21 protein-coding genes are annotated in these 21,012 nt (G+C 75.1%); 16 read left to right on the top strand and 5 right to left on the bottom strand.

The genetic code is table 11. The features are described from left to right. Positions 1-213: 213 nt before the first annotated feature. The 4 genes from ACJOT3_RS12465 to ACJOT3_RS12450 all read left to right on the top strand — a co-directional run bounded on the left by ACJOT3_RS12465 (position 214) and on the right by ACJOT3_RS12450 (position 3,249). Complete coding sequence (locus ACJOT3_RS12465) at positions 214-789, top strand: snapalysin family zinc-dependent metalloprotease (protein ID WP_406972123.1); 576 nt, start codon at positions 214-216, stop codon at positions 787-789. 397 nt (positions 790-1,186) lie between these two features. Continuing rightward, positions 1,187-1,618: a hypothetical protein gene (locus ACJOT3_RS12460; protein WP_406972121.1), complete on the top strand. Its 432-nt coding sequence runs from the start codon at positions 1,187-1,189 to the stop codon at positions 1,616-1,618. After that, positions 1,615-2,553 carry an MBL fold metallo-hydrolase gene (locus ACJOT3_RS12455; RefSeq protein WP_406972119.1) on the top strand — a complete coding sequence of 313 codons (939 nt, stop codon included), beginning with the start codon at positions 1,615-1,617 and terminating at the stop codon, positions 2,551-2,553. Before ACJOT3_RS12460 ends, ACJOT3_RS12455 begins: the two co-directional genes overlap by 4 nt. A 96-nt stretch (positions 2,554-2,649) precedes the next feature. Next, entirely contained in the window at positions 2,650-3,249 is a 600-nt protein-coding gene (locus ACJOT3_RS12450; RefSeq protein WP_406972117.1) for a class I SAM-dependent methyltransferase, read from the top strand. A gap of 144 nt (positions 3,250-3,393) precedes the next feature. Here the strand turns inward: ACJOT3_RS12450 and ACJOT3_RS12445 are convergent, their stop codons facing one another. Continuing rightward, entirely contained in the window at positions 3,394-3,891 is a 498-nt protein-coding gene (locus tag ACJOT3_RS12445; protein WP_406972115.1) for an HIT family protein, read from the bottom strand. Between the two features lie 141 nt (positions 3,892-4,032). On the opposite strand from ACJOT3_RS12445, the gene ACJOT3_RS12440 reads away from it, so the two are divergent. The 5 genes from ACJOT3_RS12440 (at position 4,033) to ACJOT3_RS12420 (ending at position 9,017) form a co-directional block, all read left to right on the top strand. After that, entirely contained in the window at positions 4,033-4,647 is a 615-nt protein-coding gene (locus ACJOT3_RS12440; RefSeq protein ID WP_406972113.1) for a TetR/AcrR family transcriptional regulator, read from the top strand. 109 nt (positions 4,648-4,756) lie between these two features. Then, the gene (locus ACJOT3_RS12435) at positions 4,757-6,082 is read left to right on the top strand and encodes a flavin monoamine oxidase family protein (RefSeq protein ID WP_406972111.1); all 1,326 of its coding nucleotides are present in this window, start codon (positions 4,757-4,759) and stop codon (positions 6,080-6,082) included. A gap of 135 nt (positions 6,083-6,217) precedes the next feature. Beyond that, positions 6,218-7,204, top strand: a complete 987-nt coding sequence (locus tag ACJOT3_RS12430) for a CPBP family intramembrane glutamic endopeptidase (protein ID WP_406972109.1) — start codon at positions 6,218-6,220, stop codon at positions 7,202-7,204. 5 nt (positions 7,205-7,209) lie between these two features. After that, positions 7,210-8,415 (top strand): sensor histidine kinase, encoded by a 1,206-nt coding sequence (locus tag ACJOT3_RS12425; RefSeq protein ID WP_406972107.1) that lies wholly within the window; start codon positions 7,210-7,212, stop codon positions 8,413-8,415. Then, the gene (locus ACJOT3_RS12420) at positions 8,412-9,017 is read left to right on the top strand and encodes a response regulator transcription factor (RefSeq protein ID WP_406972105.1); all 606 of its coding nucleotides are present in this window, start codon (positions 8,412-8,414) and stop codon (positions 9,015-9,017) included. The genes ACJOT3_RS12425 and ACJOT3_RS12420 overlap by 4 nt, the downstream gene beginning before the upstream one ends. 118 nt (positions 9,018-9,135) lie before the next feature. Here the strand turns inward: ACJOT3_RS12420 and ACJOT3_RS12415 are convergent, their stop codons facing one another. After that, entirely contained in the window at positions 9,136-10,941 is a 1,806-nt protein-coding gene (locus ACJOT3_RS12415) for a glycoside hydrolase family 3 protein (protein ID WP_406972103.1), read from the bottom strand. A gap of 237 nt (positions 10,942-11,178) precedes the next feature. On the opposite strand from ACJOT3_RS12415, the gene ACJOT3_RS12410 reads away from it, so the two are divergent. Together ACJOT3_RS12410 and ACJOT3_RS12405 are read left to right on the top strand one after the other, a co-directional pair. Then, complete coding sequence (locus ACJOT3_RS12410; RefSeq protein ID WP_406972101.1) at positions 11,179-12,534, top strand: MFS transporter; 1,356 nt, start codon at positions 11,179-11,181, stop codon at positions 12,532-12,534. Beyond that, a complete protein-coding gene (locus ACJOT3_RS12405; RefSeq protein WP_406972099.1) occupies positions 12,531-13,247 on the top strand; it encodes a tyrosine-protein phosphatase in 717 nt (238 codons plus the stop codon). The genes ACJOT3_RS12410 and ACJOT3_RS12405 overlap by 4 nt, the downstream gene beginning before the upstream one ends. Positions 13,248-13,437: 190 nt before the next feature. Here ACJOT3_RS12405 and ACJOT3_RS12400 read toward each other — a convergent pair whose 3' ends face one another. Both ACJOT3_RS12400 and ACJOT3_RS12395 read right to left on the bottom strand, forming a co-directional pair. After that, positions 13,438-14,088 carry a TetR/AcrR family transcriptional regulator gene (locus ACJOT3_RS12400; protein ID WP_406972097.1) on the bottom strand — a complete coding sequence of 217 codons (651 nt, stop codon included), beginning with the start codon at positions 14,086-14,088 and terminating at the stop codon, positions 13,438-13,440. Between the two features lie 62 nt (positions 14,089-14,150). Beyond that, positions 14,151-14,699 (bottom strand): TetR/AcrR family transcriptional regulator, encoded by a 549-nt coding sequence (locus ACJOT3_RS12395; protein WP_406972095.1) that lies wholly within the window; start codon positions 14,697-14,699, stop codon positions 14,151-14,153. A gap of 64 nt (positions 14,700-14,763) precedes the next feature. Between ACJOT3_RS12395 and ACJOT3_RS12390 the strand changes: the two genes are divergently transcribed. From ACJOT3_RS12390 to ACJOT3_RS12375, 4 genes are all read left to right on the top strand, one after another. Then, the gene (locus ACJOT3_RS12390; protein WP_406972093.1) at positions 14,764-15,747 is read left to right on the top strand and encodes an alpha/beta hydrolase; all 984 of its coding nucleotides are present in this window, start codon (positions 14,764-14,766) and stop codon (positions 15,745-15,747) included. After that, complete coding sequence (locus ACJOT3_RS12385) at positions 15,744-17,657, top strand: ABC transporter ATP-binding protein (protein ID WP_406972091.1); 1,914 nt, start codon at positions 15,744-15,746, stop codon at positions 17,655-17,657. The genes ACJOT3_RS12390 and ACJOT3_RS12385 overlap by 4 nt, the downstream gene beginning before the upstream one ends. Then, positions 17,654-19,375 (top strand): ABC transporter ATP-binding protein, encoded by a 1,722-nt coding sequence (locus tag ACJOT3_RS12380; protein ID WP_406972089.1) that lies wholly within the window; start codon positions 17,654-17,656, stop codon positions 19,373-19,375. Before ACJOT3_RS12385 ends, ACJOT3_RS12380 begins: the two co-directional genes overlap by 4 nt. Before the next feature lie 112 nt (positions 19,376-19,487). Beyond that, the gene (locus ACJOT3_RS12375) at positions 19,488-19,859 is read left to right on the top strand and encodes a hypothetical protein (protein ID WP_406972087.1); all 372 of its coding nucleotides are present in this window, start codon (positions 19,488-19,490) and stop codon (positions 19,857-19,859) included. 7 nt (positions 19,860-19,866) lie between these two features. Here the strand turns inward: ACJOT3_RS12375 and ACJOT3_RS12370 are convergent, their stop codons facing one another. After that, entirely contained in the window at positions 19,867-20,583 is a 717-nt protein-coding gene (locus ACJOT3_RS12370) for a CPBP family intramembrane glutamic endopeptidase (RefSeq protein WP_406972085.1), read from the bottom strand. A gap of 218 nt (positions 20,584-20,801) precedes the next feature. On the opposite strand from ACJOT3_RS12370, the gene ACJOT3_RS12365 reads away from it, so the two are divergent. After that, positions 20,802-21,012 (top strand): hypothetical protein (locus ACJOT3_RS12365; protein WP_406972083.1); only part of this gene is annotated, 211 nt, incomplete at its 3' end.

The following is a 21,012-nucleotide window of genomic DNA, read 5'->3' as shown; positions in this document are numbered from 1 at the left end:
CACCACATCCTGAACGTGCGGGACGTGGCGGCGTGGCACCCCTGACCGTCCTCGGGTGAGCCCGCGCGGGCGGTCCGGGTGCGCGGACACGGGACGGAGTGCCCGAAATAGGCGTTCTGCACTCCTTGTGGGGATACATCGCTACGCATAGCATCACCCCGACCCCACCGGGTCACCGATCAGTTCAGCACCCCTACCCCCGGGAGCCCCCGCATGCTGAGACGTATCCTCACACCCCTGCTCATCACGCTGAGTGCGCTGGCGATGACTCTGACGGGTGTCGCGCCCGCCAGCGCGGCGCCCGCGGAACAGGCCCGAACCGCGGCCCAGACCGTCCTGTACTACGACTCCAGCCAGGCCGCGGAGTACACCTCCGCCGTCGCCACGGCCGTGAGCGTGTGGAACTCCAGCGTCACCAACGTCCGCCTGGCCCCGGCCCCCGCCGGTCGGCACGCCGAGATCCGCATCATCGCCGACAACGGCTGGCCGCGCGCCCACCTGGGCCCGGTGCGGCCGGGCGGGCAGGTCACCGTCTGGATGGGCCGCCAGGGCACCGCCGAGGGCTACAACGCGGTGCGCATCGCCGCGCACGAGCTCGGCCACAGCCTGGGCCTGCCCGACGTCAAGCCCGGCCCGTGCTCGTCCCTGATGTCGGGTTCCACCGGCGGCGTGAGCTGCACCAACCCCAACCCGAACGCCGCCGAGCGCGCCCGGGTCGAGGCCAACTACGGTGGCGGCCTGGCCGGTCAGAGCGTTCCCGACGGGCGGATCCTGGTCGACCGCGGCTGAGCGGTGACACCGCTTCCCGGTCCGCGGACCCGAGGCGCCGGCCCGCTCGCGCGGGTCGGCGCCGACCCCTTCGTGGGGCAGGTCCGGAGGATCGGGAGCCCGAGCGGGACCATGGTGAGCGCCGCGATGCGCACCCAGGCCGCCTGTTCGGCCGTGGTGAAACGGACCCGCACCGGGGGTGTGTGCACGGGCGGCGCCCCGTCGGCGGGGTGGGAGGCCATGGGGACCCTTTCCGGAGCGGGCGGTCGCGGGGCACGGCGGTGGGGAACGCCCGGCCGGTGAAGCCGGCACCGGAACGGGGCCACAACCCCTCCCGCGCACCGTGTCCGGAGTCGGCCACGGCGGCGCCCCACCCCCGCCGTGTGCCGTACGGGGAGCCGCCTTCTACACTGCGGCGATGCGCACCGTGTTCATGTTCCCCGCCACCGGTCGGGACGAGACCATCGCGATGCTCGACCGGCGCCTGCCCGCCCAACGCGATCCGTGGATCATGGAGGACGCCCTCTACATCGACGTCGACGACGAGCGGACCGGGTACCTCTTCCGGGACTGGGAGCCCGAGGACGTGGCGGTCCTCAACACCGCCCTCGGGTACCACCCCGCCTGGGCGCTCCAGGTGGACGTCTCCGGGCGCGTCGACGGCACCGCCGAACTCCACCGCCTGGCCGCGCTGCTGCTCCAGCACGGTGGTGCGGCCTTCGACGACTACTCCCGGCACGCGTGGACCCTGCGCGAGATCGAGGACGGAACCCTCGTCGACGGCCTGCGCTTCTTCGACTTCCGCGCACACCACGAGCGCTGCGCCGCGTCACGGAAAGGGCTGACATGACGGACGCGCACACCACCGGGTACACGGCGGTGGACCACGGCCGGGTCCGCGTGCTCGTCGGCGCCGAACGCGGCACCTACCCCTACGCGAACTCGCTGCTGGTGCGCGGCACGGAGTCGACGGTGCTCATCGACCCGTCGCTCTCGCTGGTCGGCTCCCCGCCGCCCGCCGACCTGGTCCTGGTCAGCCACGCGCACGAGGACCACATGGCGGGGCTGGCGGACCACCCCGCCCCGGTCCGCGTCCACGGGCACGACCTCGAAGCGGTGCGCTCGCCCGAGGTGCTGATCGCCGGCCTGGGCCTGGAGCCCGGGGAGGCCGCGGCCGTCGAGGAGGTGTACCGGGACCGGTTCCACGTGCGCGGGCGTCCCGACGCGACGGGGTTCGCGGACGGCGCCGTGTTCGACCTCGGGGGGTGCACCGTGACGGTCGTGCACCTGCCCGGGCACACCGCGGGCCACTGCGGTTTCCTGGTCGAGCCGGACGGGTTCCTGTTCGTGGCGGACATCGACCTGAGCTCGTTCGGCCCCTTCTACGGCGACGCGGGCAGCAGCCTGACGGACTTCGAGGCGTCGATGCGGCGCTGCCGGGAGATCGACGCGCGGTGGTACGGCACCGGGCACCACAAGGGCGTGATCGAGGGCGCCGGGGAGTTCCGGAGCAGGCTGGACGCCTACGCCGCTGTGGTGGGCAGGCGCAGCGCCGCGTTGCTGGACCTGCTCGCCGAACCCCGGACGCTTGAGGACATCGTCGCGCACCGGCTGGTCTACCGCCCGCACGTCGAGGGCCCGCACGTGGTCCCGGTGGAGCGCCGGACCGCGGTGCGGCACCTGGAGGTGTTGACGGGTCGGGGGCTGGTCGCCGAGGTGGAGCCGGGGCTGTTCCGCGCGGTCGGCGGCCCGGCCGGCGGCACTGTCGGCGGCGCCCCCGCCTGATCGTTCCGGCGGCCCTGCCGCCCGTCCCCACCTGCGACGGGCCCGGTGCACGGGGGGTGCCCACGCCCTGCCGGGAGGGCGTTTTACCGTGAGGGCATGACGAAATACGCGCGGATGTACCGGCTCGGATTCACCCCGTGGGAACGTTATGGCGCCGCCGGCGGAAGACAGCTCGGCGGCCTGATCGACCGGGAGACCGAAGAGCGCCCGGGCGGGCCCGGCCGGGCCCTGGACCTGGGCTGTGGGCGCGGGCAGTTCACCCCCGAACCGGCCCGGCGCGGCTGGGACGCGGTGGGCCTGGACTTCGTGCCGGAGGCGATCGAGGCCGCCCGGGCCAAGGGCCCGGCGGAGGTCACCTACGTCGTGGGGGACGTGACCGACCTGCCGTCGGCCGGCCTGGGGGTGTTCGACCTCTTCCTCGACATCGGCTGCTTCCAGGGGCTGACCCCGCGGCAGCGGGCCGCGGAGGGGCGGGGGGTGACGGAGCTGGCCGCACCCGGGGCCACCCTGCTGATGCTCGCCTTCGGGCCGTCCCGCTACCGCAGACTCGTCGAGGGCGTCTCGCGGGCCGAGGTCGAGGCGGCGTTCCCGGGCTGGGAGCTCATCTCCGCCGAGGACGCCGACCCCGCGGGCCTGGGGTGGCCGATGAACCGGACCTCGCCGCAGTGGTACCGGTTCCGCCGCACCGCCGGGTGACGGCACCCGCCGGACGCCGGTGCCCACCGAATGACAGTGCACGCCGAATAACGGTGCACGCCGAATGACAGCGCCCCCCGCATACACAGCGCACGCCCGATGACAGGCAGCGGTCCGCCGCCCTGACCCCGCCACCGGCCGTGCTCAGGGGACCGCCCGGGTGCGGGACCCGGGGGCGAGCCGGTCCAGCTCCGCGCCGATCGCCTCGCGCAGGCCGTCGTGCCGCGCACCGAGCGCGTACCGCTCGTCGCTCCACCGCTCACGCGGGTACAGCCACACGGGCCGGGTCACCAGCTCGGCCGGCTCCCAGTCGAACCGCGGCCACACGTGCGCGTGCAGGAACGGGTCGGCGTTGCCGAGGATCTCCAGGTTGACCCGCCGGAAGGCCGGGTCCAGCCGGGCGCAGGCGCGTTCGACGGCCTCGCCCAGCACGTCCATGCCGGACAGGAACGCCCGGCGCGCGCCCGCGGACAGCTCGGAGAGCCGCCCCACCGCGGGGTCGTCCGTCAGGAGCACCGAGTACCCCGGCAGGAACTGGACGTCCCCGATCACCGCGAACCCCGCCTCCAGCCGGCGCAGCACCGTGGGGTTCTCACCCCGCAGTGCGCTGCCGATCCGGTCCCCGCGCCAGTCGTCGTCCATGACGGGCATGGTCGCACACCCCCGGCCGGGCGCCGGAGGGCCGCCCGTACCCTGGGAGACGGCCGCCCGGACCGGGGTCGGCGGAGCGGGTCCGTGTCGAAGGCGCGGACCGGGGGCGGGCCCACGAGGGGGAGGACGCGGATGCCGTACGTCGAGGCGTCGGTGCGCAGCAGGCAGTTCGTGGCGGCGGCGCGGCGGGCGATGGCGCGCGGGGGTGTCGCGGGTGCCTCCCTGCGGGCGGTCGCGGCCGAGGCCGGTGTCCCCCTGGGCACGCTCCAGTACGTCTTCCCCTCCAAGGAACTGCTGCTCAAGGCCGTCATCGAGGACGTGGTCGAGGAGGCCGCGGACCTGCTGGCGGAGGCGGTCGAGACCGACCGGGGGCTGGCGCACGCGATCCGGCAGGGGTTCGAGGCGTTCTGGTCGCGGCTCGTGGTCGACCGGATCGACACGCAGATCATGCAGTCCGAACTGCTGAACTACATGCTGCGCACCCCCGGGCACGCGGACCTGGCGCGGTGGCAGTACCGGCGCTACACCGACATCGTGGCCCAGGGGTGCCGGGAGGCCGCGGCCGCGGCGGGCGAGGTGTGCGCGGTGCCGTACGACCGGCTGGCCCGGCTCGTCCTCTCCTCCATCGACGGGCTCACCCTCCAGTACGCCTGCGATCCCGACGAGGCGCGTTCGCGCGAGGACCTGGAAACCGCCGTCGAGATGGTCCTGGCCGTGGCGCGGATCCGCCCGGCCGGGGCGGAGTGACCGGTCACCTTTCCAAAAGGGGGGTTGCCCCTCGCGAGCAGGGGCCGCTACCTTGCAATCAAGTCATACGACTGACTGAATTCAGGCGGCGGGGAAGGACCCAGAACCCATGACCGAGCACGAGCGGAAACCTGAGGGCACACGGGCGACCGTGGCGATCGTCGGCGCGGGCCTGTCGGGACTGGTCGCCGCCCGCGCCCTGCACCGCCGCGGCATCGACGTGGTCGTGCTGGAGTCCGCCGACCGGGTCGGCGGCCGCGTGCTGTCCGAGACCTCCGCGCTGGGGTCCCGGCTGGACCTGGGCGGGCAGTGGATCGGCCGCGGCCACCACCGGATCGCGGACCTGGCCGAGGAGCTGGGCGCCACCCGGTTCCCCATGCGCACCGGGGCCCTCCCCCGGCTGGTCGACGGGTCCCGCCGGGTGTCGCCCGCCTCCCCGGCGCTGTGGCCGGCCGGTATCGCCCTGGCCGCCGCCGGGGTGCTGGCCCGCGTCAGGACACCCGAACGCTGGAACGCGGTGACGGTCGACGCGTGGCTGCGCCGGGTCCCGGGCGGCACCGCGCGGCGGCTGCTCGAAACGGTGGCCGGGGTCGCCTGGACCGCCGACCCCGACCGGTTCTCCGTCCACGCGATGCTCCGGATACTCCGCGGACAGGGCGGGCTGCGGACCATGCTGGCGACGCGCGGCGGGGCCCAGGACTCCCTACTCGTCGAGGGCATGGGGACGGTCGTCGATCGGCTGGCCGCCGAACTCGGACCGCGGGTGCGCACCGGCCACCGGGTCGACGCGATCGTCCGCGACGGCACCGGTGTCACCCTGCGGACCGCGGCTGGCGGGGTACGCGCCGCCCGGGCCGTCGTCACCGTTCCACCGCCGGTCGCCGCGCGCATCGCCCACGAGCCCGCGCTGCCGCCCGCGCGGACCGCGCTGGAGCGGAACACCTACATGGGCTCGGTCCACAAGGCGATCGCGGTCTACGAGCGGCCGTTCTGGCGGGAGCGGGGCGGCGGCGAGCTCATCTTCCTGGACGGGCCCGGCCGCACCGTCTTCGACACCACACCGCCCGGCGGGCCGGGCCACCTGTGCGTCCTCGTCGGGGGTCCGCGGGCGCGCGGGTTCAGTGCCCGGGAGGAGGCCGAACGCCGCCGGGCGCTGCTCGCCCCGCTGGTCCCGCACCTGGGGTCGGGGGTCCTGGAACCGGAGAGCTGGCACGAGAAGGCCTGGCACCTCGACGAGCACGCCGGGGGCGGGTACATCGCGCTGCCGGAGCCGGGGACCGCCGAGGGCCTGCCGCCCCTGCCGTCCGCCCCGGTCGGCGGCGTCCACTGGGCGGGCGCGGAGACCGCCGCCGAGCACGCGGGATACCTGGAGGGGGCCGTCGCCTCGGGCGAGCGGGCGGCCGAGGAGGTGGCCGCGGCGCTGGACCGGGTGTGACGGGCTACGCCGCCGGTGATGCGGAGACCCGCCCGGGACCCATGACATAGGTCATGGCCGCACCGCGCGGAACGGGGAGGAAGCCCATGATCCGTGACACTGGGTAACGCCCCGGCTCCGGCCTACGTTCGAAGCATGAACCACAACGACGTCCGCCACCTCCCCCCGCCCGCCCCGCGACCACTGCGCCGAGGACCGCGCCCGGCCCCGCCCGGAGTGGAGTACCACCGCGTCCTGGCCGGGGAGGAGCGCCGCATCGGACGCGGCATCCTCGCGATCGCGCTGGTGGTGGGCGGGATGTACGCCTTCAACATCGCCATCTCCGTGGCCACCGGCCTCATCGATGTGCGGCTGGGCCGGACCCCGCCGACCCTGGGCGGCACCGACTTCACACCGCTCTACCACGCCTCCAACCTGGTCTCGATCGCCCTGCTCGTCCCGTGGAGCATGCTCGTCCAGCGGTGGCTCTACGGGGTCCGGGGCGCCTCGCTGCACTCCGTGCTGTCGGGCTTCCGGTTCGACGTCTTCGGCCGGGCGCTCCTGATCATCGGTCCCGTCTGGCTGAGCGTCTCGCTCATCGGCCTGCACTTCCTGCCCGTGGAGCAGGGGGAGTTCTCGTCGGCCTACCTGGTCGCCATCTTCGCCTCCGCCCTGCTGTTCACGCCCCTCCAGGCGGCCGGGGAGGAGTACGGCTTCCGCGGACTCGTCTTCCGGGTCGCCGGGAGCTGGGGCCGCGGACCGCGCACGGGTCTGGTCCTCGGCACCGCCGTCTCCAGCGTGGTGTTCGCTGCCGTGCACCTCTCGGCCGACCCGTGGTTCAACGTCTGGTGCCTCTCTCTCGGCGTCGCCTTCGCCGTCATCACCTGGCGCACCGGAGGCCTGGAGATCGCGGTCGTCATCCACGCCCTGAACAACACGCTCACCGCCCTCCTCCTCAACGTCCTGCACGCCGACCAGGGGGCCGCGCTGGAGCGGTCGGCGGGCACCCTGTCCCCCGCCGTACTCATCCCCAGCGCCGTCGTCCTCGCGATCGCGGCGGTGGTGTGGCTGCGCACCCGCGGGACGGGGCCGGCCCTGACCCCCGGGGAGGCACGGCCCTCCCGGGTCCCCCGGGCAGAATGAGGGGCATGAGCGATTGGCCGCTGATCGGCGCACGCAGGTTCGAGGCCTACGCGCGCTGGTCCTCCTACCTGGCCGTCTCGATCCCGGTCGGAACCCTGCTGCGGAGCATGGTCGAGGCCGGCCGGCCCGCCGCCGCGCCCTCCGTCATCCTGTGGGGCGCGGCGGCCGTGCTGTGCCTGGCCCTGGTCAGCGGGAACGTCCTCGTCACCCGGTGGAGCATGGACACCATCGTCGGGCGCGCGCGGCGGCTCCCCGCCGCCGGCGTGATCGCGTGGGTGGTGGTCCTGGGGGCCTTCGTCGCCGTGGCCTTCGTGGTCCCCCTGCCCGCGATGGGCGTGACGGTCGCGGCGGCGATCGGTTCGGCCGCCGCGAGCTTCGCACCCGCCCTCGACGCGCGCCGGGTCCTGCTGCTCAACGCGGCACTCCTCGCCCTGGCCGTCCCGCTCCTGGGCGTCCGGGACCCGGCGCTCTGGGCGGCCGGGGCGGTCGTGATCACCCTCGCCCTGTGGATCTGCTGGCTGGGTGCGTGGACGCTGTGGGTGCTGCGCGAACTCCAGACGGCGCACGAGGACCGCGCCCGGCTGGTGCTCGCCGACGAGCGGCTGCGCATCGCGCGCGACCTGCACGACGTGTTCGGCCGGAGCCTGGCCGCCATCTCGGTCAAGAGCGCGCTCGCGTCGGAGCTCGTCGACCGCGGCCGCGGTGAGCACGCGGCCCGCGAGCTCGGCGAGATCCGGCGGATCGCCGAGGAGGCGGGCACCGAGGTCCGCCGCGTCGTGCGCGGCGAACTGCGCACCACCTGGGACGACGAGGTGTCGGGCGCGCGGTCGCTGCCGGCGTCCGCGGGCATCGTCTCCACGGTGGAGGGCGACCCGGTGCCCGAACCCTGCGCCGAGGCCTTCGGGTGGGTCGTCCGCGAGGGTGTCACCAATCTGCTGCGGCACTCGGAGGCGACCCGGGTCTCGCTGACGACCGCGGTCGGGGACGGCCGGGCGCGCCTGACCATCACGAACGACGGCGTGTCCGCCACCGGCTCCGACGCCGACGCAGATGCCGGGACCGACGCCGGGACCGACGCCGGGGACGGGACGGGCCTGCGCGCCATGTCCGAGCGGATCGGCGCGCTCGGCGGACGCGTCACCGCGCGCCGCGACGGGGACCGGTTCCTGCTCGACGCCACGATCCCGCTCCCGGAGGAGGACCCCGCATGACCCGCATCCTCGTCGCCGACGACGAACACCTCATCCGCGACGCCATCGCCGGGCTGCTCGACCTGGAGGACGACTTCGAGATCGTGGGCCTGGCGGCCTCGGGCGACGAGGCGCTGGCGACGGCCCTGCGGGTGCGCCCCGACGTGGCCCTGCTCGACCTCCAGCTGCCCGCGCCCGACGGCATCGAGGTGGCCCGGCGGCTCGCGGCCGAGCTGCCCGACTGCCGCTGCGTCATCGTGACCTCGCACGGGCGCCCGGGGTACCTGAAGTCGGCACTGGCCGCGGGGGTGCGCGGATTCCTGCCCAAGACCGTCTCCTCCCGCACGTTCGCCCAGGTCGTGCGCGATGTCGCCGCCGGCGGCCGGTACGTCGACCCGGTGCTGGCCGCCGAGGCGATCAGCGCGGGCGACTCCCCGCTGAGTCCGCGCGAGTCCGACGTCCTGGCCCTGGCGCGGGACGGGGCACCCGTCGAGGAGATCGCCCGACGGGTGTCGCTGTCCCGGGGGACCGTGCGCAACCACCTCGCTTCCGCCATCGGCAAGCTCCACGCGTCGAACCGGCACGAGGCCGCGCGGATCGCCGCCGAGCACGGCTGGATCTGACCCCGGCCGGAGGACACGTTCGGTCCGAAGAACCGGTCGCCCCGAAATCCGGCGGGCCCGAGAACCCGCAGGCACGGTGCCGTCCAGACACAGCGCCGTCCGTCCCGGGCCGGTCGGCTCAGGGGCGGCGGGCGGGCAGGCGCAGCCCGTGGCCGAACCGGAAGAGCGGGTCGGCCGTGTCGAACGGCACGTCCTCGCGCGCCGCGGCGACGGCCGCGTCGGAGCGGGGCAGGTCGAAGGGCAGCCGCCCGGACACCTCCGCCCGCCCGGACACGGCGTCGAGCAGCACGTCGTCGTCGACCCCGAACGTGCCCACCAGCGTCACCCCGGGCAGCGCGGCGAACGGGGTCAGCACGGCGGCGCGCTCCAGGAACACGTCGACGACCACCGGGACGGTCCCGGCCAGGCGCCGCACGTGCCGGACGGTCTCCTCCGGGAACTCCAGGCTCCCGGAGTGGAAGGCGGCCTCCAGGGTCCCCTCCGGTTGGGGGTCGAAGGGCGCGGCCAGCCGCAGGATCGCGAGGTCGGCCTCCTCCGCGTTGTCCACCGGCACCGCGTAGCGGGCCAGGACCTCGCGGTCCACACCCTCGGCGTAGACGCGCACGTCCGGCCCGAGGCGGACGGTGCCGCCGGTCAGGGCGACGACGGACGCCGCCTGCGCCCGGCGGGCCAGCGCGAGGTTCGCCGGGGTGGCGACGCGCTCCCGGACCTGCTCGGGGTCGGCCGTCCCGGCCGCCGGGTCGTCGAGCAGGCCCAGGCGCTCCTTGTCCCGGAGCACCCGCCGGACGGAGGCGTCCAACCGCTCCTCGGTGACCAGGCCGCGGTCCAGCGCCTCCAGGACGAGCGCCGGGTCGTCCTCCCCGCCGAGCTGGTCGACCCCGGCCTCGAACAGGCGCGCGACGCGTTCGACCGGGGGCAGGTCCAGCAGGCCCCAGGCGCGCACCGGGAGCTCGATCCCCAGCCGGGGCAGGCGCATGCCCGTCACGATGTTGAAGTCCGTCACCACGGTCCCGTCGAAGCCCAGCCGGTCGCGCAGCAGGTCGGTGATGACCGTGCGCTGGAAGGCGAAGCCGACCTCGTCGTGGTCCAGGCCCAGCGGCGCGGCGTAGCCGGGCATCATCATCGCGACGCCCTCACCGATCGCGGCGGCGAACGGCAGCAGGTGGTCCTCGAACCGGCCGCCGGGGTAGACCGTGTGCGCGCCGCGCTCGAAGTGGGCGTCCTCGCCGCCCTGCTGCGGCCCGCCGCCGGGGAAGTGCTTGGCCGTGGCCAGCACGCGCTGGTGCGCGCCGCCGCTCTGGAGCCCGCGGACGAAGGCCCGGGTCATCGCGGCCGCGTGGGCGGGGTCCTCCCCGAAGGTCCCGGCCACGCGTGCCCAGCGGGGCTCGGTGGCCAGGTCGGCCATGGGGTGCACGGCGATGTGGACGCCGACCGCGCGCAGCTCGGCCGCCATCATCCGGGCGACCTCCTCGACCAGGTCGGGGTCGTGGGTGGCGGCCAGGCCCAGGGGCTCGGTCAGGGTGCTGAAGCCGCCGCCGCTCTGGCTGGTCTGGACGTTGCGCCCGCGGCCGTGGGTGGGGTCCGACCCGACCGTGAGCGGAACGCCCGAACCCGAGCGGGCGGCGATGGCCCGGACGGCCTCGCCCCAGCGGACCAGCTCCCGGACGCCGGGCGCGTTCATCAGCCCGAAGGCCCGGACGTGGCGGTCCAGGAGCAGTTCGGTGGTCGGGGTGAAGCCGAACGGGGACTCGTCGTCCGTGCCCTCCCAGGGGGTCCCGTCCGGGTTGACGGTGACCCGCGCGACGAGGAGGGCACCCGCCTTCTCCTGCACGGTCATCCTGGAGAGGAGGGACTCCACCGCAGGTGAGAATGGGTGCGGGGTGGTCGCGGAGGGCGCGGGGGCAGGGGTCTCGATGGTGGACATGCGCTCACCCTAGCGGGATCGGACCCCGAAGACCTAGTATTCACTAGGTATTACCTAGTCGCCACTAGGTATTCAACTCCGGGTCCGGTCGGAGTCCCTACGCTCGCGGCGGGCGCTCCGGTGCCCGGTCGCAGTTCACCCCCGGTCCGAAGGGATCCCGCCGTGCCGCCCACCCCGCCCAGTCCCCCTGCCCGCCCGCCGGCACACCCGTCGGCGCGCCCGCCGGCGCGCGTCCCGATGTCGCGCATCTACCTGCTGGCCCTGGTCGAGCTCGCCTCGCTCGGCCCCCTGGCCACGGCGCTCGTCATCTCGCTCTCCCTCAAGGTCCTGGAGATCGCCCCGGAGTCCAAGGAGGCCTCACTCGCCCTGGTCACCACGGCCGGAGCGGTCACCGCCCTGGTCTCGAACCCGGTCTGGGGCCACCTCTCCGACCGCACCCGCTCCCGGTTCGGCCGGCGCCGGCCGTGGATCGTCTCCGGGGCGGTCCTGGGCGCGGTGAGCGCGGTCCTCATGCTGCTCGCGCCGGGTGTCGGCTGGCTGGCCGCGGCCTGGGTGCTCGGCCAGGCCGGGTACAACGCCTCGCTGGCGGCGCTCAACGCGATGCTGGCCGACCAGGTCCCCGAGGAGCAGCGGGCCAAGGCGTCCGGGGTGTTCGGCGCCTTCGGGTTCCTGGGCCTGGTCCCGGCGATGCTGATCGCGGCGGTGTTCGCCGAGAACCTGGCCGTGGTCATGCTGGCGATGCCGCTGGTCTCGCTGGCGGTCGTGGTGGCGGTCTGCGCCGTTGTGCCGGACGTCCCCGTCACCGCGAGTGGGGGCAGGGCGGCGACCCGGGCGGGCGGGATCGGGGACGTGTTCCGGGCGTTCCTGTTCAACCCGCTGCGGGTGCCGCGGTTCTCGCTCGTGTGGGTCCAGCGGTGCGTGATGCAGTTCGGGTACACGATCGTGGGCACGTTCGGGCTCTTCTACCTGATCGAACGCCTGGGGATGGCGCAGGGCGAGGCCGTGTCCCTGACCTCGATGGCGACGGTCGCCGGGGCGGGGCTGAACACCGCGGCCGCCTTCGCCTGCGGGTACCTGGCCTCGCGGCGGGGAAACTACGGCCCGTTCATCGTCGCGGCGACCGCGGCCATGGCGGTGTCGCTGCTGATGAAGGCCTACACCGGCGACCTCTCGGTGTTCTGGGCGAGCACGGTGATCGCGGGCTTCGCGCTGGGCGTGTACTACTCGATCGACCTCGCGCTGGTCATGCGGACCCTGCCGGCCGGCCAGGAGGGCAAGTTCCTCGGCATCTTCAACCTCGCCAAGACCATCCCGCAGTCGGTCGCCCCCGCGCTCGCGCCGCTGGCCCTCGCGGTGGGCGGGCCGGACCCGGTGACCGGGCACGAGAACAACTACGCGTCGCTCTACCTGGCCGGGGCGGTCGCGGTGCTGCTGTCGCTGGCGGTGCTGCCCGGACTGCGGCCGGTCCTGCGGCGCGCCCCGGAGACCGCCGCCCCGGCCCCCTCCCCCGCCCCTTCGGCCACCCCCTCGACCCCATCCGAGGGCGCGCGATCCGAGAGCGCGCCCGCGAACAGTGAGGACACCACCCCATGACCGGAACTCTCGTCCGCGTCCCCGAAGGCCTCGTCAACTTCCGCGACGTCGGCGGCCTGCGGACCCCGACCGCCACCGTCCGGGCCGGGGTGCTGTGCCGCTCCGCCGGACCCGCCTCGCTGACCGGGGCCGGAGCCGGGGTACTGCGCGACGACTTCGCGCTGGTGGTCGACCTGCGCGCCGAGTACGAGGTCGCCAGGGACCCGGGGGTGCACCCGGCCACCGTGCGGCTGCCCCTGCTGGAGGGGTCGGCAGAGTCGCTGACCGCCGTGCCGACGCTGGACGAGGTCTACGCGGGCCTGCTGGACACGGCCGGGGAGGCGTTCGTGCGCATCGCCCGCCTGGTCGCCGACACCGGCGGCGCCGTCCTGGTGCACTGCACGGCAGGCAAGGATCGCACGGGGCTGGCCGTGGCACTGCTGCTGGACGCGGTGGGCGTGGAGCGGGAGGCGGTCATCGCCGACTACGCGCTCAGCGAGTCGCGGCTGGGCGGCGCCTGGGCCGAGGGGATGCTCGCCTCCGTGCGCGGCCTGGGATTGGAGATCACGCCGGAGATCGAGGCGCTGGTCGTGAGCAGCCCGGCCCCGGTGATGGAGCGGGTGTTCGAGCGGCTGGACGCCCGGTACGGCGGCGCGGCCGGGTACCTGACGGCGCACGGCCTGGACGCGGAGGGGCTGGAGCGGCTGCGCGGACGGCTGCTGGCGGCCGCCTGAGCCGCTCGGCGAGCGGATGCCTATCCGCCCGGCGCCCGGGCCCCGTCGGAGGAACGGGCCGCCGGGCGGCCGGGCGGCGGACGCGTCGGCGGCGGACGCGTCGGCGGTGAGCGGCCGAACATCGGCCGGACCGTGGTCGGCGGGCGCGTCGGCGGCGGGCGGCCGAACACCGGCCGCCCATCGGGGGATCTCAGTCGGGCGGGGCGTGCCCGGTGTGGGCGGCGATGCGGCCGTAGAGGGCGTCCACGGCGGCTTCGAAGGTCCCGACGTAGTCGATGCGCTCGGGGAGGGTGAGCCACTGGTCGCGGATGCCCTCGTTGAGGGCCAGCAGCTCCAGGACGGTCCGCTCGGGGTCGGTGTCCGCGACCAGTTCGCCGGACTCGACCCCGCCCCGCACGACCGGGACGAACGCCTCCAGGGCGCGTTCGAGGTTGCGCCGGTGGCGGCCCTCGATGGGATGCCCCTCGATGCCCGCCGCACCGGTGAGCATCCGGCGGAAGCGGACCAGGTCCGGGTCCTGCGCGGCCCGGCGGACCGCGGCGACCAGCCCGTCGCACAGGTCGCGGACGGTGGTGATCTCGCGGAGGTACAGCTCGCGGTAGGCGTCCTCGCGCAGCTCGACGACGGCGAGGAACAGGTCCTTCTTGCGCGGGAAGTGGTGCAGGACGCCGGCGTCGGTCACCCCGGCCGCGCGGGCGATGTCGGCGATCCGCGCGCTCTCGTACCCCTTGCGCCCGAACTCGCGGGTGGCGGCCGCCAGGATCGCGGTGCGGCGGGTGTCGCCGCGCACGATCCGCTTGTCGTCGACCACGACCGCCGTGTCCTCTCCCGGAGATGCCATGGCCGGAATCATAGGCCGTTCCGGACCGGGGTGGGGCGGGGCGGGTGCCCGCGGGCGGCCGATCAGCGCAGGGCGCTCTGCACCATCGCGATCAGCGCCTCGACGTCGGCCTCGACCATCGGCCGGCCGCTGATGCCCAAGCGGTGGAGCAGGGTCCCCGCGATCACGTCGACGACGAGCAGGATCCGCTGGTCCGGCTCGTGCAGCGCCTCCCGGAGCACGGCCAGGTACGGCGCCTGGAAGCGCGTGTTCAGGAGTTCGCGCAGCTCCGGGTCGTTGATGGCCTCGCTGAACACCCCCGCGAACGCCGCGCCCACCCCGGGCTCGCCGATCCTGTCCGCGGCCCAGCGGACGGCCGTCTCCAGCATCGCGTCCCGGGTGTCCCCCTCCAGCGGCACCAGGCCGATCGCGTCGAGCAGGCAGTCCACGATCAGCGCGCCCTTGGAGGGCCACCGGCGGTAGAGCGTCGTCTTGGCGACCCCCGCGGCGGCCGCGATGCGGTCCATCGTGGCGCCCGTGTAGCCCAGTTCCCGCACCGAGCGCAGGGTGGCCGCGAAGACGGTCGCGTTCAGGTCCGAGCGCGGACGCCCGGCCGGAGTGGATTTCTGCACCGGGTCAGGCTATCTTGCCAATTACGCTACTCGAAGTAGCGTAATTGATCCGAGAGGACGCGACATGAACGGAACGGCCCCCCTGGGCGCCCGGATCCTCGCCAGGGACACCACCGACTGGGACGCGCTCACCGACGACCAGGTGATCGCCGCGCGGCACAGGACCAACCGGCAGCGGGCATCGCGCGCGCTGCGGGTCGTCACCGGGTTCCCGGACCGCCGCGCGCACATCGAGGAGCGCACCCTCGACCTTCCGGGCCGCGGCCTGACCCTGCGCGTGCACCGGCCCCGGAACGCCGGTACGCGGCTGCCGCTGGTCCTGTCGTTCCACGGCGGCGGCTTCCTCGTCGGCACCGCCGCGCAGAACGACTGGATCAACAGCCATCTGGCGGCCCGCTGCCCGGCGGTGGTCGTGGGGGTGGAGTACCGCCTGGCCCCCGAGCACCCGCTGCCGCGGCCGATCGAGGACGGCCACGACACGCTCGCCCGGATCCTCGACGAGCCCGAGGCCTGGGGCGTGGACCCCGGGGCCGTCGCGGTCCTGGGCGAGAGCGCCGGTGGCACCATCGCCGCGCTGCTCGCGCTGCGCTCCCGCGAGGGCGGTCCCGCTGTGCACGCCCAGGTGCTGGCCTACCCGGTCACGGACTGGACGGAGACCAGGGCCGACCACCCCTCGGTCGCCGCCAACGCGGGGCAGCCCGGGCTCTCCCTGTCCCAGTGGCGCACGGCCGCCCGGCTGAGCCTGCCAGCGGACCTGGACCCGCGCGGCGTCTCCCCGCTGAAGTCCGAGGACCTGTCCGGCCTACCGCCGACGCTGGTGGTGACCGGCGACCTGGACCCCGTCGCCGACCATGGTGCCCGCTACGCCGAGCGGCTCCGAGAGGCCGGCAACGACGCCCGCCTGGCCCGCTACCCGCGGGCCGTCCACGGGTTCGTCAGCATGCCCGGCCTGGTGCCGCAGGCCCGGTCGGCGCGCCGCGAGATCCTCGCCTTCCTGCGGGGGCGGCTGCACCCGACGGCCCGGCCGGCGGGGGTGGAGCGGCGATGACCGCCCTTGAGGCCGCCGGGAAGGCGGACGGGCCCACGGCGGGTGGGCCCACGGCGAGCGAGTCCACGGCGGGGGGATCCGCGGCAAGCGGGTCCGCAGTAGGCGGGTCCGCGAAGGCCGGGGACCCGGGCGGGCTGCTGCGCCCCTACGCGGGCGGCTTCGCCGCCGTGGTGGTTCTCCAGGTCGTCGGGGCCCTGGCCGGGCTGGCCCCGCTGCTGGCGGTGGTCGAGCTGGGCCGCGCCCTGCTCGCGCCGGGGCCGCCCGACCCGGACCAGGTCCGGGCCGCCGTCGTCGTGGGCGCGGCCGGGCTGTTCGTCCGGCTGGTGTTCACGGCCGCCTCGTCCGGGATCGGGCACCTGGTCGACGTCCGGCTGCAACTGGCGCTGCGCCGACGGCTGGCCGCGCGGCTGGGGCGGGCGCCGATCGGCTGGCTCTCCCGGCGCCGGACCGGCGAACTGGCCAAGGTGGTCGGCGAGGACGTGGGCGCCGTGCACCCGTTCATCGCCCACGCTCCCGGGGAGCTCGTCTCCGCGTTCGTGGTCCCGCTGGCGGCGCTGGCCTACCTGTTCACCGTGGACTGGCGGCTCACCCTGGTCACCCTGATCCCGGTGCTGCTGGCGGTGGCGCTGGTGCCGCTGATGATGACCCCCGCCCGGCTGCGCGAGCAGGAGGAGTTCGACGCCGCGCAGGGGCGGATCGCGGACGCCGCCGTGGAGTTCGTCCGGGGCATCGCGGTGGTCAAGGTGTTCGGCGGCGGGGAGCGCGCCCACCGCGGGTTCCTGCGGGCCGTGGACGACTTCACCACCTCGTTCTTCCGCATGGTGCGCAACCTCTCCGTGGTCGCCGCGGGCATGCAGCTGGCGCTGTCGCCGCCGTTCGTGCTGCTGGCCGTACTGATCGGCGGCACGGTGCTGATCACGACCGGCGCGATGGCCCCGGCGGACCTGCCGCCCTTCCTGCTGCTGGGCCCCGGCCTGGCCGCCCCGGTGGCGGCCCTGGGCCACGGGTTCGACGACCTCCAGGCCGCCCGGCGCGCGGTCGGCCGGATCCGGGAGGTGCTGGCGGTGCCGCCGCTCCCCGAGCCCGCGCACCCCGTCGCGCCCCGGGGCCACCGGGTGGAGCTGCGCGGGGTCCGGTTCGGCTACGGGGACGGCCGCGAGGTACTGCGGGGGGTCGACCTGGTGCTCGAACCCGGGACGGTCACCGCGGTGGTCGGGCCGTCCGGCGGCGGCAAGTCCACGCTGGTCCGGCTGCTGCCGCGGTTCTTCGACCCGACCGGCGGCTCGGTCACCCTGGGCGGGGTCGACCTGCGGGAGATCGACGGCCGGGAGCTGTACCGGAAGGTCTCCTTCGTCTTCCAGGACACGCGCCTGCTGCGCGCCTCGGTCGCGGACAACATCGCGCTGGCGGTGCCGCGGGCCGATCGCGAGGACGTGGTGCGCGCCGCCCGGGCGGCGGAGATCCACGAACGCGTCCTGGCGCTGCCGCGCGGATACGAGACAGTGCTGGGCGAGGAGGCCGGGCTGTCGGGCGGCGAGGCGCAGCGGATCGCGATCGCCCGCGCGCTGCTCGCCGACACCCCCGTCCTGGTGCTCGACGAGGCGACCGCGTTCGCCGACCCGAGGACCGAGCGGGCGGTGCGCCGCGCCCTGACCTCGCGCGGGGGCGATCGGACGGTCCTGGTCATCGCCCACCGGCCGGAGACGATCGCCAACGCCGACACCGTCGTGCTGCTGGAGGGCGGGGAGGTCGTCGAACAGGGGGCACCCGCCGAGCTGATGGCCCGGGGCAGCCGGTTCGCCGCGTTCTGGAGGTCCCACCGGCCCGCTTCCGAGGAAGCGACGGGATCGGCCGCTGCGGGCGAGACGGACGACGCGAACGACGTGGTGCGGGGAGGCACGACCCGATGATCCGGATGCTGCTGCGCGTACTCGGTGACGAGTACGCACGACCGGTGCGGCGCGCCATCGCGCTGATGACGGCCGCCGCGGTGGCCGAGGGCCTGGCCTGCGCCCTGCTGGTCCCGGTGCTGCGGGTGCTGTTCGGGGACGACCCCGGCGGGGCCCTGCCCTGGCTGGCGGCGTTCGGCGCCGCGGTCGCCGGGTACGCGGTCCTGCGCTACCTCGGCGACCTGTCCGGGTTCCGGGCCGGGACCAAGCTGCTGCGCGGGATGTACCGCCGGCTCGGCGACCGGCTGGCCCGGCTGCCCGTCGGCTGGTACACCGCGGACCGGGTCGGCGAGGTGTCCGGGCTGGCCGGGCGCGGTGTGCTCCAGGCGATGGGCGTGATCGCGCACCTGCTGGCGCCGTTCCTGACCGCCTGCGCGACACCCCTGACGATCGTCGTCGTGATGCTCGCCTTCGACTGGCGGATGGGGCTGGCCGCGGCGGCCGCCGTGCCGGTCGTGGCGGCGGTCCAGGCGAGGACGGGGCGCGCGATGGCCGCCGCCGACGCCGAGCGCGCCGCGCGGGACCACGAGGCCACCGGGTGGGTGATCGAATACCTCGGCGCCCAGCCGGTGCTGCGGGCCGGGGGCCGGGGCACCGAGCGCTTCCGGGCCCTGGACGGGGCGCTGCGCGGGATCCGGCGCGCGTCCCACCGCTCGCTGGTGTCGGCGCTGCCCGGTGTCGTGGGCCTGGCCCTGACCGTGCAGGTGGCGTTCACCGCGGTACTGGCCCTGGGCGCGTACCTGGCGCTCGGCGGGGACATCGGGGCGGCGGAGGTGCTGGCCGTCCTGATCCTGGCCGCCCGCTGCGCCGACCCGCTGCTGTCGCTGTCGGACCTGGGCGGGCAGCTGCGCGCCGCGCGCGCCGAACTGGACCGGCTCGACGCGGTGCTGCGCACCGAACCGCTGCCCGAGCCCCGGGAACCGGTCCGGCCGCGGCGGCACGACCTGGAGTTCGCGTCCGTGGACTTCGGGTACGGCGACCGTCCGGTGCTCGACGGCGTGTCCCTGGCGGTGCCGCAGGGGCGGCGGCTCGCCGTCGTCGGGCCGTCCGGGGCGGGCAAGAGCACGCTCCTGCACCTGGTGGCCCGGTTCCACGACGTGGACGGGGGCGCGGTGCGGCTGGGGGGCGTGGACGTGCGGTCCATCCCCACGGAGGTGCTGATGGAGCGGATCGCCGTGGTCTTCCAGGACGTGCACCTCTTCGCCGGGACGATCGAGGAGAACGTGCGGCTGGGCCGCCCCGGCGCCACCGCCGCGGAGGTGCGGGCGGCGGCGGCCGCGGCGCGGCTGGACGAGGTGGTCGAACGCCTGCCCGAGGGCTGGGCGACCGAAGTGGGCGAGGGCGGCGCGCTGCTGTCGGGCGGCGAGCGCCAGCGGGTGTCGATCGCGCGGGCGCTGCTCAAGGACGCGCCGGTCGTGCTGCTGGACGAGGTGACCTCCGCGCTGGACCCGGCCAACGAGGCCGCGGTCCACGAGGGCATCGAGCGCCTGGCGGCGGGCCGGACGGTGGTGATGGCGGCCCACCGGCTGCGCACCGTCCGGGGGGCGGACCACATCGTGTTCCTGGACGGGGGCCGGATCGTGGAGGAGGGCGACCACGAGGGGCTGCTGCGCCGTGGCGGGCGCTACGCGGACTTCTGGCGGATCTCCGCCGCGGACGTGTCCCCGGGCGGGGGATGACGCCCGCGACATTCGGGGGGAACCACCGCGGGGACCGGCGCATCCCACTGCCGTGACCGGCCGCCGCGGCCGCCCCGCCCCCTGCTTCGGAGGTCCTTTGTCTCCCAACTTCGTGGTCCGTACGATCGTCATCTCCATCCTGAGCCTGATGGCGATGGGAACGGGCCTGGTCATGCTGGTCGGCGGCGAGATCTCAGGGGGATTGGGGTCGATCGGGGCCGGTGCCTTCCTCCTCGCCCTCGTCGGCCTCTCGATCGCCGTCACGCGGGCCCGGGCCAAGCAGATCAGGGCCCGCGCCCAGAGGCAGGCACAGGTCCGGCAGCCGCAGCAGTACCGGCAGCCCTACCCGCGCCAGCAGCCCCCGCAGCAGTGGCCGGCGCCGGGGTACGGCCACCCGCAGCAGCCGTACCGGCCCGGCCCGCTCCCGCAGCCCGGCCCCTGGCAGGGGCACCCGCCCCGGCCGCCCCACCCGCCGCACCGCTGAGCCGCGTTCAGGCCGGGCCGGTGGCCCCGGTGAGCAGGACCAGCAGCGGCAGGGCCGCGTTGTTGACGGCGTGGACGGCCACCGCGGGCCAGATCGACCCGCTGCGGCGCATCACCTCGGCGGCGATCAGGCCCACCACGAACGCCACGGGCAGGATGATGTTGATCCCGTGGAAGAGCGCGAAGACCGCCGCGCTGCCCACGGTGCCGATGACCGGCCCGTAGCGCAGCAGGGCGGTGGCGACGACGCCGCGGAACAGGAACTCCTCGCCGATCGGCGTCAGCACCGCCAGGAACAGGAAGGTCAGGAGGAGGGCCCACAGGCCCCCGCCCGCCGCGTCGTAGTACATGCCCTGCGGGTTCTCGTCGTACCCGGTCAGCGCGGTGATGGCCAGGACCAGCCCGGCCTTGAGGACCAGCGCCGCCAGGCCCCAGGCCGCGCCGGCGAGCATCCAGCGCCAGGTGGTGCGGCGGACGTTGAACGCGGCCAGGGAGCGGACCCGCAGGAACGCGGCCGCCGCGAAGCCGAACAGCCCGGCCAGGCCCGACCAGGCGGCCACGACGAGGCCGTAGACCACCGGGCCCAGGGGGTCGGCCGGGACGAACGTGAGCGCGACCCCCGCGGCGGACAGGGCGGCCAGCCCGGCGATGACCTCGGGCCAGCCCGGGATCTCCCGGTACCTTCCGCCGACCGGCGACCGCGGGTCGTGTCGGGTGCTGGACATGGTGGGAACCTCCTCGGTAGGGGTGGCCCGGGACCCGCGGACCCGCACGGACACGGCCGTGTCGGGCGCCCCGCCCGCGGTCCCGGGCACACCCCCATCCCACCCGCGACGCCGCCCGCCCGGCAGTGGCGCCGCGTCACCGACCCGCCATGACATTTGCCCGGCCGCCCCCATGACATGACGTCACGGGTGCCCGTGCCGGTCGGCATGATGGCTCCGTGGACGATGACGGACAGAACAGAGCGTTCCTGTTCAAGCGCGCTTTCTGGGCACTGCACCTCGAACTCGGCGTTCCGCGCGAGGCCCGGGGGGAGTTCTACGGCCCCGGGCTCACCCGCGGCGACTACCGGGGCTTCGCCCGCCATCCGTGGGCGCGGGGGCCGTCCTTCACCGTGCCCTTCCTCGGCGGCCACCGTGTCCGCGTCTCCT

The organism is Nocardiopsis protaetiae, from assembly GCF_045446735.1.
Taxonomy (GTDB): Bacteria; Actinomycetota; Actinomycetes; order Streptosporangiales; family Streptosporangiaceae; genus Nocardiopsis; species Nocardiopsis protaetiae.
Note: the sequence above shows the minus strand (reverse complement) of the source record. Positions and strands in the feature narration are given on the sequence as shown.